2 protein-coding genes are annotated in these 14229 nt (G+C 69.4%); one reads left to right on the top strand and one right to left on the bottom strand.

From position 1 onward, the window contains the following. Positions 1 to 51: 51 nt before the first annotated feature. A complete protein-coding gene (locus EJ913_RS17955) occupies positions 52 to 13923 on the bottom strand; it encodes an Ig-like domain-containing protein (protein WP_185909829.1) in 13872 nt (4623 codons plus the stop codon). On the opposite strand from EJ913_RS17955, the gene EJ913_RS31710 reads away from it, so the two are divergent. After that, positions 13922 to 14194 carry a hypothetical protein gene (locus EJ913_RS31710; RefSeq protein ID WP_185909828.1) on the top strand — a complete coding sequence of 91 codons (273 nt, stop codon included), beginning with the start codon at positions 13922 to 13924 and terminating at the stop codon, positions 14192 to 14194. The genes EJ913_RS17955 and EJ913_RS31710 overlap by 2 nt on opposite strands. The last annotated feature ends 35 nt before the right edge of the window (positions 14195 to 14229 follow it).

Here is a 14229-nt window from a genome sequence, read left to right as displayed (position 1 = left end):
ACGAGGAAAGCGACGCTGGAAAGGAAAGGACCGGGAGGGGGTGGGCCGCCGTCAGGCGGCCCAGCTGTCGGGCAGAACGTGGCTCGCGAGTGCTGCCAGCAGGTCGGCGGCGCCGGCCGGACCGCCATGGGCGCGGGCAACCTGACTGGCGAAACCAGGGGAGGCCGGCATGATCTGGGCGCGATTGTCCGCCCCACGTTCCGCCGGCTGGCCGGTGCCGTCCGCCGGAGTGCCACCGCCATCCTGGGGAGCGTCCTGGTTCTGGGGCTGGCCCTGCGGCTCGCCCTGTCCCTGCTGACCTTGTCCCTGTTGGCCTTGCCCTTGGGTTCCCGGCTGTCCGGAGCCCGGCTGCCCGGCCGTCGGGCCGCGGCCCTGCCCGGTGCCATTGCTCCGTTCCTGGCCAAGACCCTGGCCCTGACCATTGTTCTGGCCGTTGCCCTGCGTGCCGGTCTGGCCGGGAGTACCCTGGCCGTTGGTACCGGTGCGCGTCGTGCCGCCCGTGCCGGTGCTGGTTCCTGTTCCGGGGCCGAAGCCTTGAGAGCCGCCCAAGCCAGCGCCGCCCAGGCCGCCGCCCAGGCCGCTGCCCAACCCGCCACCCAGGCCACCGCCACCCAGGCTGTTGCTGAGGCCGCTTCCTCCCAGTCCGCTGCTGGAGTTGGAAGAGCCGCCGCCGACGCTGTTGAGCGTCACCGACCGGCCGGCATCCGTGCTGGACGAGTTGCCGCCGACGCTGCCCAGCGTCACCGACCGGCCGGCATCCGTGCTGGACGAGCTGCCGCCGACACTGCCCAGCGTCACCGACCGGCCGGCGTCCGTGCTGGATGAGCTGCCGGGGAGCCCACCGCCGTTGGTGCCGACGCTGACGCCCGGCAGGGTGGGTCCGTACCCGCCGGTGCTGAACCCGCCCGACGAGCTGTTGGAGGAGGGACCGTTGGACGAGGAGCCGGTCACCGAACTGCTGGACTGCGACGGGCCGTTGCCGCTGCTGGTGACGGGCGTGGTCGTCGTCGGAGTGTTGGTCGTATTGATGTTGGTCGTATTGGTGGTCGTGGTCGTCGTCGTCGTGGTGGTCGTGGTCGTCGTCGTCGTCGTTGTCGTGACGCGGGGTACGGCGACCGTCACCGTTGCCGCGGTCGAGCTGTTGCCGACCACATCGCGGGCCTGGATGCTGATCGACCGGCTGCTCGCCGTGCCGGCGAAGCTCGGGTCCGTAGCGCCCGACCGCAGGGCGATCGCCCGCACCGCCGCCTGATAGTCGGCGGCGGATGCCACGCCGGTCAGCACGATGCTGTTGCCGTCGCGGGTCGCGGTGATGCCGGCCGGCAGGGCGCCGATCACCAGTTCGTCGCCGCTGTGGGCGTCGGTCAGGGTGACCGTCACCCGGTTCAGCGAACTGGCGTCCGACAGCGAGACCGCGGAGCCGAGCGTCGCCGTGCCACCGGCGTTCAACGTCGGGGCGGTCCCGCCGGTGGACACCGTCGGGGCCTGGGTGTCGACCGTCAGGCTCAGCGTGCCCGACCGGCCGATGTTGCCGGCGCGGTCGGTGGCGGTGGTGACGACGCTGTGGGCGCCGTCGGCCAGCGGAGTGGCGACGGCGAAGCTCCAGCGGCCATCGCTGCCGGTCGTGGCCGTGCCGACGGTGACGCCGTCCAGGATGACGGTGACCGTGCTGTTCGGATCGGCGGTGCCGGTCAGGGTCGGACGGGGGGTGGGGACGACGTTGGCCGCGTTGTCGACGCCGGAGATGGCCGGGGTCGACAACACCGGCGCCGTGGCGTCGATGGTCAGGGTCAGCGCCGCCGAGGTGCCGCTGCTGTTGCCGGCCCGGTCGGTCGCTTGGGTGGTGACGGCATGGGTGCCGTCGGCCAGCGGGGTGGTCGGCGTGAAACTCCAACTGCCGTCGGATCCGGCGATGGTGGTGCCGACGGCCACACCGTCGATCAGCACCGTGACGGTGGCCCCGGCTTCCGCCGTGCCGCCGAGGGTCGGACGGCTGATGCCGGTCACCCCGTCGGTGGCGGAGACTCCGGTGTCCTGTCCGGCCGCCAGTGCCGGGGCCGACGGCGTGTCCGGGGCCACGGTGTCGACCAGGACGTTCTGCGTGCTCGGCAGGCCGGTCAGCGTCGTTGGCAGCGGCATGCGGGCCTGGTCGGTGATGCTGCCGCCGTTGAGGTTCAGCCCGGTGACGGCGATGCCGTCGGTATCGCTGTCGCCAGCCTGCACCACATAGTCGAAGCGCAGGCTGGAACCGGTGCTGGCGGCCGCGTTGTACACCGCCTGGCGGGTCTGTCCGCCGATGTCGAGCGTGATCGTCGGGGTGCCGTTGACGAGCACCACCTCGCTGACCTGGACGAAGAAGCTCAGCGTCTTGCCGACGCCGTACGGGCCATCGTTGGGCACGACGACGCCGCGGATCGACGGCGGCGTGGTGTCGATGACGATGTCCTTGTTCTGCCCCAGCGAGCGGACGTCGCCCGGTGCCGTCAAGGTCAGGATTCCGGCGTTGCCGACGGCGTCGGCGACCGAGCCGGCGAGGGCACCGGTGCCGATCGCATCCAGGTCGGCCGAGGTGTCGCCGGCCTGCACCGTGTAGGTGAAGGTCAGGGTGTTGCTGCCCGACCCACCGCTGTAGGTGGCGGTGCGGCCGGTGTTCAGCGCCAGCGTCGGCGTGCCGTTGACGGTCACCGCCTCGCTGAAGGTCACCTGGATCGAGATGGTCTCGCCGGTGGTGTAGGTGCCGTTCGCGGTGCCCGACGTGACGTTGGTCACCGTTGGGGCGACGCTGTCGATCCGGGCGCCGCTGGTGTCGGCGACGTTGCCCGGCGTCCGCACCGCGGCGTTCCCGGCCAGGTCGGTGATCGTGCCGCCGCTCAGGGCCGAGACCAGGCGGACGCCGTCGGTGTCGCTCAGCCCGCCCTGCACCGTGTAGCGGAAGGTCAGGCTGGTCCCCCCGGATCCCGACACGTAGGCCGCCTGCACCACCGTGCCGTCGTCCAGCGTGATCGGCAGGGTCGGGCTGCCCGTCACCGTCACCGCCTCGTTGAAGGCGACGGTGAACTCCATCACGTCACCGGCCTTGTACGTGCCGCCGGTCGGCACCGACACCGACGACACGGTCGGGGCCGTGGTGTCGATGACGATGTTCTTGGTGCCGCCCAGCGACGATCCGCCGCCGACCGCCGGCAGGGTCGTCGCCGCGTCGTTTCCGGCGGTGTCGGTGACCGTGCCGCCGTTCAGCGCCAGCGCGGTGGTGGAGGCATAATCGAGGTCGGCGGCGGTGTCGCCGGCCTGCACCGTGTAGGTGAAGGTCAGCGTGCCGGTCCCTGACCCGCCGCTGTAGGTGGCGGTCCGCCCGTTGCTCAGCGTGATGGTCGGCGTGCCGTTGACGATCACCGCCTCGGACAGGCTGACCTGGATCGAGATGGTGTCGCCGGCCTTGTAGCTGCCGTCGGCGGTGGGGGAGGTGACGCTCGTCACCGTCGGCGCCGTGGTGTCCACCGTCACCGTCAGCCCCGGCGAGGCGGTGGAGACGTTGCCGGCCGCGTCCGTCGCCTTGACGGTGATGGTGTGCGGCCCGGTCGACAGCGCGGTGGCGACGGTGACCGAATAATTGCCGGAGCCGTCGGCCGTGCCGGTGCCCAGCACCGTGGTGCCGTCGGTGTCGTACAGCGTCACCGTGCTGTTCGGCTCCGCCGTGCCGGTGATCGTCGGGGTGGCGGTCCTGGTGATGCCGTCGCTGCCGGAGATGCCGGTGTCGCTCGCCGCCGGCAGGACCGGCGTGCCCGGTGCCGCCGGCGCGCTGGTGTCGATGATCACCGACAGTCCGCCCGAGACGCTGGAGACGTTGCCGGCCGCGTCCCTGGCCTTGACGGTGAGGGTGTGGGTCCCCGGCGTCAGCGCCGTGGTGGGGGTGACCGAGTAATTGCCGGATCCGTCGGTCGTGCCGGTGCCCAGCACCGTGGTGCCGTCGGTGTCGTACAGCGTCACCGTGCTGTTCGGCTCCGCCGTGCCGGTGAAGGTCGGCGTGGTGTTGCTGGTGACGTTGTCGGTGCTCGAGCTGCCGCTGTCGGTGCCCGCGGTCATGTCCGGAGCGGTCGGCGCGCCCGGCGCCGTGGTGTCGATGACGATCGCCTTGTTGGCGCCCAGAGAGTTCGCCGCCCCCGGCGCCGCCAGGGTCAGGAGGGCCGCCAGGCTGCTGGAGCTGTCGGCGATCGTGCCGCCGTTCAGCGCCAGCGCGCTGGTGGAGGCGTAGTCGAGGTCGGCCGAGGTGTCACCGGCCTGCACCGTGTAGGTGAAGGTCAGGGTGGTGCCGCCCGATCCGCTGGAGTAGGTGGCCGTCCGCCCGGTGCCCAGTGCCAGGGTCGGCGTGCCGGTCACCGTCACCGCCCGGTTGAAGGTGACGGTGATCGAGACGGTGTCGCCGGCCTTGTAGCTGCCGTTGGCGGTCGTCGCCGACACCGAGGACACCGTCGGATTCACCACGGCTGTCAGCACCGCGTCGTTGCCGGTGCCGCCCAGGTAGCTGACGGTGTAGATGTCGCCGTTGCTCGTCGTGTCGGTGCCTTCGGCGATGGTGCCGAAGGTGCCGGACGCGCCGGCGATCGCGTCGCTGCCGTCGTTGTCGATGATGCGGTAGGTCGCCCCGTTGGTCGACGTATATCCGTTGATCCGGCTGACGGTCAGCGGGCCGCCGTTCAGGCTGACGGTGCCGTTGACCACCACCTGGTCGTAATCGGTGCCGCCCACCCCGCCGCCGCCGCCGATCTCGGCCGCCAGCGTGCCGCTCAGCCGCAGGTTGCCGTTGATCGTCAAGGTGCCGATGCCGTTGTTGGTCCCGGCCACGCCCGGCGCCAGGGTGGCGCCGCTGTTGATCGTCACTTGGTTGGAGCCGGAGGAGAAGATGCTGCCGGTACCGCCCAGCGTCGCCCCCGACGCCACCGAGACCCCGCTGGTGCCGTTCAGCGCCCCGGTCACCAGCAGCGTGCCGGCCGACACGGTGGTTATGCCGCTGTAGGTGCTGGCACCCGACAGGGTCAGCGTGCCGCTGCCGCTCTTGGTCAGGCCGCCGCTGCCGCTGATCACGTTCGACAGCGTCACTGCAACCGAGGTGTCAATGAACCCGTCGTTGACGCCGAGCGTGATGGTGTTGTCGATCGTTCCCGCCCCGGTCACCGTCAGCGTGCCGCCGTTCAAGGTCACGGCGCCACTGCCCAGATTGGCGTCGCCGGCGACGCTCAGCGTGCCCTCCCTTACCGCCATGGTGCCGCTGAAGCTGCCGCTGCTGGTGCCCGACAGCGTCATCGTGCCGCTGCCCATCTTGGTCAGGCCGCCGGCCCCGCTGAAGTTGCCCGAGAAGCTGGTCGGAGCGTTTGAGCTTCCGACGGTCAGCTCCTTGCCGGAGTTGATGGCCACGGTGCCGGCACCGGCCAGCGAGCCGATCTCCAGCGCACTGGCACCCACCGTCAGGGTCGCGCCGGTCCCGACCGTCACCGCGTTGTTGACGTCGAGCGATCCGTTGATCGTCAGTCCGCCGCCGCTGACGGTGGTGGCGCCGGTGTAGCTGTTGTTGCCGCCCAGCACCAGCGTGCCGCTGCCGCTCTTGGTCAGCGCCGCGCCGCTGCCGGTCAGCGTGTTGTCGATGGTCAGCGTGTCGCCGGTGGCGACGCTGACGTTGAGCGTGCCGTTCATCGTCAGGCTGCTGCTGATGCCTTGGATGGTGAGCGACAGGTTGTCGGAGGTGCTGTCCATCGCCAGGGCCACCCCGCTCCTCACCGTCAGGCTGGAGGGCAGCGTGATGGTGCCGGTCAGCGTGCCGGCGAAGCGGATGGTGACGCTGCTCGACGGGTTTGCGTTGAGGAAGGCGTTGGCAAGGGTGATCGCCTCCCGCAAATCCAGGCCGCCGCCGTCGGCCTTGTCGGCGCTGTAGGTGCCGGCCGGCGCGCTGCTGTCGACGGCGAGTACGTCCACCACCAAGTCGTTGTTCACGCTGATGGTGAAGGATTTCTCGTAGGTCGCGGTGCCGTCGCTGACCTGCACGCGGACCGAATAGCTCTGCCCGGCGGTGAGGGTGGAGGCGTCGTTGGCCACAAGCGAGGTGCCGGAGACGGTGAACAGGCCGTTGTTGGTATCGCCGCCGCCGCTGACCAGCGTGTAGGTCAGGGTCTGGCCGGTATCGGCATCGGTCGCCGACAGCGTGCCGACCGTGGCGCTGCTGCCGTCATAGACGCTGACCGAGCTGTTCGACAGGAGGATGTCGGCCGGCGCGTCGTTGATCGAGGTGGCGGTGACCGCCGTGCTGCTGTTGGCGCTGCTGCTGGTCGTTCCGTCGCTGGCGGTCAGGGTGAAGCTGGTCGCCACCGTGGAGCCGGGCACCACTTGGTTGGCGGTGGGGGTGAAGACCAGCCCCTGCAGCAGGGTCTGCAGCCCGCCCGGCGTGGTGGCGGTCAGCGTGTAGTTGCCGGCGCTGCCGGTCAGGGCGCTGGGGGTGCCGCTGGACAGCGTGCCGTTGGCCGCGGTGTAGGTGATGATGACGGTGAAGCTGCCGGTGGTGTCGTCGGCATCGGCCACCGTCACGCCGCTGAAAGGCGTGGTGGTGGCGTTGTCGTTGACCGTGCCGGCGGTGGTGAAGGTGCCGCCCAGCGCCGGCGCCTGGTTGACCGGTCCGCTCAGCACGATGTCGTTGCTGCCGGTGCCGGCGGCATAGCTGACGGTGATCGACCCGCCGTTCAGCGTGATCGACGCCCCGGATGTCAGCCCGTTGAAGCTGCCGGTGACCGCGTCGCTGCCGTCGTTGGTGACGATGGCGAAGCTGTCGCCGCTGACCGTCTTCACCGGCGCGTAGCTGCCGCCGGTGGTCAGGGTGGCGCTGCTGACGTCGACCGCTCCGGTGACCACCACCTGATCGTGGCTGCCGGTGCTGACCAGATCGACCGCCAGGGTGCCGCCCGACTGGATAGTCAGGCCGCCGTTGACGGTCAGGGTGCCGACGCCGTTGTTGGTCCCGGCGATGCCGGGGGACAGCGTGCCGCCGGACTGCACGGTCAGCCCGCCGTTGACGGTGCCGGTTCCTGCCAGCGTGCCGCCGTTGCCGACGGTGACCGCACCGGCCGCGGCATCGTTCAGGGTGCCGGTGACGATCAGCGTGCCGGCGCCGACGGTGGTGGTGCCCGTATAGGTGTTGGTGCCCGACAGGGTCAGCGTGCCGCTGCCGTCCGTGGTCAGGTTGAACGCGCCGCCGATGGCGTTCGACAGGGTCAGCCCGGTGCCCGACACGCCGATCGTGGTGGCGCTGCTCATGGTGATGGCGCCGCTGACGGTGGCGCTGCCGCTGGTGACCTGCAGGGCGCCGGCCGATGACACGCCGACGCCTCCTATGGTCAGCGCCTCGGCCAGGGTGACGCCGTTGGCAAGCGCCAAGGTGGCGCCGCTGCTGACCGTCGTGCCGGCCGCGGTGGTACCGAGCGCGTTGTTGTGTGCGGCGACCAGCGTGCCGGCCGACACGGTGGTGGCGCCGGTGTAGCCGTTGTTGCCCGACAGCGTCAGCGTGCCGCTGCCGACCTTGGTCAGGGCGTTGCCGCCGCTGACCACGCCGCTGACGGTCAGGGTGCCCGCCCCGCCGATGCTCGCATCGGCCGTCAGGGTGACGGTGCCGCTGAGGGTGACGGTGGAGCCCGAAGCGACCGTCAGCGCTCCCGTGCTCGACACGCCGGTGCCTGCGATGCTGAAAGCCTCGGCGAGCGTGATGCCGTTGGCGATCTCCACCGCCGCGCCGCTGCTGACCGTCGTGCCGGCCGCGGTGGTGCCGAGCGCGTTGGCGTGTGCGGCGACCAGCGTGCCAGCCGACACGGTGGTGGCGCCGGTGTAGCCGTTGTTGCCCGACAGGGTCAGCGTGCCGCTGCCGACCTTGGTCAGGGCGTTGCCGCCGCTGACCACGCCGCTGACGGTCAGGGTGCCCGCCCCGCCGATGCTCGCATCGGCCGTCAGGGTGACGGTGCCGCTGAGGGTGACGGTGGAGCCCGAAGCGACCGTCAGCGCTCCCGTGCTCGACACGCCGGTGCCTGCGATGCTGAAAGCCTCGGCGAGCGTGATGCCGTTGGCGATCTCCACCGCCGCGCCGCTGCTGACCGTCGTGCCGGCCGCGGTGGTGCCGAGCGCGTTGGCGTGTGCGGCGACCAGCGTGCCGGCCGACACGGTGGTGGCGCCGGTGTAGCCGTTGTTGCCCGACAGCGCCAGCGTGCCGCTGCCCGCCTTGGTCAGGGCGTTGCCGCCGCTGACCACGCCCGACAGGGTGAGGGCGCTGGTGGCGGTGACGGTGGCGTCGGCGTTCAGGGTGACGGTGCCGCTGACCGTGTTGGTGCCGCTGGCGCTGACCAGCGCGCCGCCCGACGAAACGCCGCTGCCCGACAGGGTCAGGTTCTCGGCGATGGTGATGCCGCCCGACAGGGCGAGTGCGGCGCCGTCTGCCACCGTGGTGCCGCCGGTGGTGTCGCCCAGCGCGTTGGCGTTGCTGACCGTCACCGTGCCGGAGTTGATGGTGAAGGCGCCGCTGAAGCTGCTGTTGTTGCCCGACAGGGTCAGGTCGCCTGGTGCGGCCTTGACCAGGGCGCCCGACCCGCTGAGGACGCCGGACAGGGTGGCGCTGCCGCTGGGAGCGACGCTGACCGTGCCGCCGCCGCTGCCGATGGCGATGGCGTTGTCGATGGTGCCGGCGGTTCCGGTCAACCGCAGGGTGCCACCGTTCAGCGTCAGGGTGCCGGCGCCGAGATTGCTGTCTGCGGACACCTGCAGCCAGCCTTTGGTGACGGTGATGCCGCCGAGAAAGCCGGTGCTGTTGGTGGTGCCGTCCAGCGTCAGGCTCGTGCTGTTGACGGCGGCGTTCAGCGTCAGGCTGCCCGACGAGGTGCCGGTGATGGCGCCGCTGAAGGTCTGGCTGCTTGCCTGGGCGATGGTCAGCGCGTTGGCGCCCAGCGCCAGCGTGCCGCTGGCCCCGCTCAGCGTGCCGATGGTCTCGTTCGCCGACGACAGCTTCAGCGTGCCGCCCGACAGGGTCACCGCACCGCTGTCGGCGAGCGCGGTGCCGGCGCTGCTGTTCAGCTCCAGCGTGCCGGCGCCGACGGTGGTGGTGCCGGTGTAGCTGTTGGCGCCGGTCAGGGTCAGGGTGCCGTTGCCGGCCTTGCTCAGGCCGCCGGTGCCGCTGACGATGCCGTCGAAGGTCGTGCTGGTGTCGTCGCCGCCAGCGGTCAGCGTGCTGCTGCCGAGCGTCACGGCGCCGGCGCCGGTCAGCGATCCGATGGTCTCGGCGCCGGACAGGGCCAGCGTGGCGCCGCTCGCCACCGTCACCGCGCTGCTGTCGCCGATGCCGCCGTTGACCGTCAGCGTGCCGGCGCCGATGCTGGTGGCGCCGCTGTAGTCGTTACCGCCGCTCAGCGTCGCCGTGCCGGCGCCGGTCTTGGCGACGGCGCCGCTGCCGGTGATCTTGCTGGCGATGGACAGCGTGTCGCCGCTGCCGTTGGTCAGCGTCAGGGTGGTGCCGGACGCGACGGTGATCGTGCTGCCGGTGATGGTCAGGCCGCTTGCCGCATCGGCGTCGACGGTGATGTTCTCGCCGATCGCCAGGTCGGAACCCAGCGTGATGCTGTGGCCGGCCAGCCCGCCGCCGAAGACGATGGTCTGGGTGCCGGTCTGCCCGTTGGCGATGGCGACGGCCTCGCGCAGGTCGACGCCGTCGGTCGCGTCGATGGTGCCGCCGTCGCCGTCGACGGTGACGTGGATGACGTTGGTCGTCACCGTCACGTCGGCGGTGGTGGTGGCGCCGTGCCCGTCGTTCAGGGTGAAGCGGATCGTCGCGTCGCCGGCCGGCGTGTCGTTGCGATAGCTGATGCCGCTCATCAGCGCGCCGATCCGCGCCGCGGTGGCGTTGCCGTCGAAGGTGACGGTCAGCACGCCGCCGGTGTTGGTGTAGGTCGCGAACTGTGTGCCGCCGTCGGAGATGGTGTGCGCCGTCGTGTCGACGGTGTAGCCGCCGCCGAAGCCGAAGACATCGGCCAACCAAGCATTGCTGGCGGTGCCGCTGGTGGCCGACCGCTGCACGGTCAGGCTGGCGCCGCTCCAGTTGTTGGTGCCGTTCTCGGCGTCGGACACGGTGACGGCGGTGCCGGCATCCAGCGTCACCGTGCCGCCCACGCCAGCCCAGGCAACGCTGTCGGTGTTCAGGTCGCTGATGGCCGGGGCGGAGTTGTTGCCCGACACGGTGATGCCGACACCGGTGGAATCGGAGATGTCGCCGTAGATCGTGCCGTTCCAATTGTCGGCCGAGGTGATCTTGTAGGCGGTGCCGCCCGTGGACGTGCCGCCGTTCTTGTCCAGCTTGGCGTTGAGGCCGGTCTTGTCCGCGCCGGTCAGTGTCACGGTGAAGCTGGTGGCGCTGGTGATCTCCACCGCGCCGCTCAGCGTGACGGTTCCGCCCTGGCCGGCGATGGTCAGCTTCGACAGATCGATGTCGTTGCCGGCGCCCGCTTGGTGGACCAGGTTGGTGCCGGTGACCGTCAGCACGCCGGTGGTGGCGTCGTAGGTGACCGAGCTGATGGCCGGCTTCTGCGTGTTGGACACGGTGATGCCGTTGCTGGTCAGGTCGGACGCCGCCGACTGCGTGCTGTTCCAGTTGGCGGCGGCAGCCAGATTGTAGGCTGTGCTGTCCTGGGAGCTGGTGCTGTTCTTGTTCAACAGCCCTTCCACATAGGCCTGATCGGTCGCGCCCAGCGTGATGGTGAAGCTGTTGGAACCGGGAGTGGAGGTGACCGAGGAGTCGGATGTCAGCGTATAGGTGCTGCCGCCCTCGCCGGTCAGGGTGAACTTGGTGACGTCGATGGTGGCGCCGTCGGTGATGTTGGCGCCGGTCACCGCCAGCGTGTTGGTGCTGGCGTCGTAGGTGGCGGACGTGATGGTGGGGGCGGTGTTGATGACGATGTTCTTCGCCCCGCCGAGCGACGATCCGCTGCCGGTCGCCGGCAGGGTCAGCGTCGCATCGTTGCCGGCCGCGTCCTTGATCGTCCCGCCGTTGAGGGTGAGGGCGGAGATCGACTGGTAGTCGAGATCGGCCGACGTGTCGCCGGCCTGGACCGTATAGGTGAAGGTCAGCGTGCCGGTCCCCGATCCGCCGGCATAGTTGATCGTCCGGTCGGTCGTTCCGGTTTCCAGCGTCAGCTGCGGCGTGCCGGTGACGGTCACGGCCTCGGAGAAGTTGACCTGGATCGAGACGGTGCCGCCGATGCCGTAGGTGCCGTCGGTGGTGGACGACGTGACGCCGCTGACCGTCGGCGCGACGTCGTCGGTGACGGTCAGGCTGGCCGTGTCGGTGGCGGTGGAGAAGGCGGTGGCGGCCCCGTTCGTGGCCGTCGTCACCTTGCTTCCCGCCGTGCCCGTCGACTGGTCCCAGGCGCGGAAGGTGACGGCGCTGGACAGGGTGCCGCTGTACCCGATGTTCGCCTTGAAGAACAGGCGGGTGTTGGCGTCCGCCGCCAGCAGCAGGGCGCTGGTGTTCGACACGGTGCCGACCGCGGTCCAGGTCGTGCCGCCGTCGGTGGTGTAATACCAGCTGCCGGAGGTCGTGTCGGTCGCGGTGATCGCCATGCCCGGCGAATCGCCGTCGCCGTCGCTGAAGTTGGCGACGCCCGTCGTGTTGACCAGGGCCGACACCAGGGTGCCGACGGCGCCGGTCGGCACGGCGGTGGAGGTGGACAGGGCCTGCGTGGTGAAGGCCGGCGATTTGGAGGCGTCGAGCGCCGGGGCGGCGGTGTTGGCCGCGCGAATGGTCAGGGTCGTGGTCGACGGCGACGCGCCGGCAATGTCGTCCGTCGGCGTCACGGTGACGGTGCGGTTGCCGGCCGTCGGCGTCCCCGCGACGTTGCTGTAGAGGATCTGCCGCAGCACCGTCTGGTAGTTCGCCAGCGACGCGCCGCCGGACAGCGTCAGCGTCGCGCTGTCGTTGCCCGTCACCGTGATGTTGTTGAGCCGCGCGGCGGCGATCTGGGCCGCCGTCAGGGCGAGCTTTTCCGATCCGCTGTCCGCGACGCCGGTCAGCGCCACCGTGATGCGGGTGAGGTTGAGTTCGCTGTCGGGCTGGGTGACCGTCGCCGCGCCGTCGAACAGGGGCACGTTGGTCGCGGCGCCGTTCGCCACCGTCACCGTGTTGTTGGTGCCGCCGCCGGCGCCGTTCAGGTCGCTCGCCGGGCCGATGCCGGCGACGCCGGCGTTGGTGTAGGGGGACTCGTAGGCGCCGATGTCCACCGTCCCCTGGCGGATGCGGTCCATGCCGCGCACATCGGTGGAACCGGTGGCGTCGCTGCTGTTGCCCTGATTGAGGGCGTTTGAGGCCGTCGAAGCCAAGCGGTAGTCGTTGGCGCCGGCGTCGACGAAGTTGACCGCCGTGATGGCGCCCGTGGTGATGCTGTTCGTCGTCGCCGTGATGGTGCCCACCGTGTCGGTGGTGTTGCCGATGACGATGGAGTTTTTGACGTTGACGGTCGGTGCGACTGATCCGGCTTTGTTGACCGTTACGCCCGTATCGTTTTTGACAATGGTATCATTGATCAAATTGACCGTGAGATACGAAGATCCTCCAGTGGTTTCTTGAGAATCAATATAAACCGCCGAAGTGCCTGCCGCGTTGTTATAAATCAGAGAATCTCGAATGGTTGACGAAACGGTATTGCTTGAATTTGTTGGGCTGTCATTGGTTTTGATGTAGACAGAGTAAATAGCATTATCGTAAAATACACTTCGCTCGACTGTCAGGGATACCGCCCCCTTGCCCCTGCCATTATCCATCGCGCTGACGGTGCCATATCCTGAAAAGTCGTCGATGGCATTGTGGATGATACAGTCACGGACAATGGCGGATATCGAATAGCCGTCAGTATTTTGATTGTCTGCCACGCCAACGGCTGCGCTGGTATTGACAAATTCCACTTTTTCAACGGTGAGGGTAATGGACATTGATGACCCTGCTGGGGCGTTCTCAGCGAAGAAACCAGTGTATCCATTGGCGCCATCGATCTTGTGGTAATTCCCCTGGATCGTGATGCTTTTGGTTGCGGTGTTTAGGGCGCCGGTCAGCGTGATGTCCGCCGTCAGTTCGATGATGTCGCCGTCCGCCGCGTTGGCGATCGCGGTGTTCAGCGCAGCCTCGGTGCCGACCTGCGTGGTGCCCAGGACATGGTCGTAACCGTCGGCTTCTCCGGCGCCATAGAGGGCGGCCGTCTCGATGGAGCCGAAGGCCGATTCCAGCACCCAGTCGCCGCCCAGCCGGGCCGCGCCCGTTTCGTTGGTCGAAGCCGCCACGTCGGCCCTGGTGGCGGCGGCGACCGCCGCGACGAAGCCCTGACCGGCGTTGGTCGCCACGTCGCAGCCATACAGCAGCAGATCGCCGTTTTCGGTGAGCGCCGAACCCAGGGCCGCGAGATCGGCACCGCGCGCTTCGGCCGTCGCCGTGTCGAGGGTGAGCGCTCCCAGATAGATCCGCCCCTCTCCGCCATGGCTGATCACATGCACGGCGTCGTAGCCCGTATGGGTCTGCGCCCACTGCGCCATCTGCGACAAGCCATCCTGGCCACTGTCCAGCAGCACGACCTCGACGCCCGCCGCCACCCCGTTCATCAGGATCTGCCGATCGGCGACGTTGGATTCGATGAAGACGACTTCCCGTTTGCCGTCGTTCAACGCCGGTTCGGCGGCGCGGATCTCCACCGGAGCGGCGGCGGTTGCCGGGGGGGTGCCGACGGACGCGGCGGACGCGGCGGCGGCGGCGAGCGCGTCGTGCTGGGACTGGTCGGCCGTGTGGTCGGCCGCCGCCGGGTCAATGGCGTGATCGCTGGCGTGATCGGTCGCCGCCGGGTCTGCGGTTGCCGCGCCGGCGGCATCGAACATGAACCGCTGTTCCAAAGCAAAGGCCAGCGGCGGCCTGGTCGCAGCCGCTTCCGCCTTGTGCCCCGCCGTCCTGGCCTTCGTGCCCTTCGCCCGCGTGAACATCGACTTCATCACCACACCCGCCAAAAACCCGAAAATCGGGGGTTTAAGCCAATCATTGATTGATAGAAAAGAAACCCACCGCACACAACGGGGGAACATGTGCCGAAATGTATCATGCGATCCAGAATTATTCCCGTCATTTGACAACTGGAGAAGGAAAATCCTGTGACAAGTTCGGCATCAAAGGGGCGTCACTCACGGCCC

Origin of the sequence: Azospirillum doebereinerae, assembly GCF_003989665.1 — a bacterium.
Lineage (GTDB): Bacteria > Pseudomonadota > Alphaproteobacteria > Azospirillales > Azospirillaceae > Azospirillum > Azospirillum doebereinerae.
Note: the sequence above shows the minus strand (reverse complement) of the source record. Positions and strands in the feature narration are given on the sequence as shown.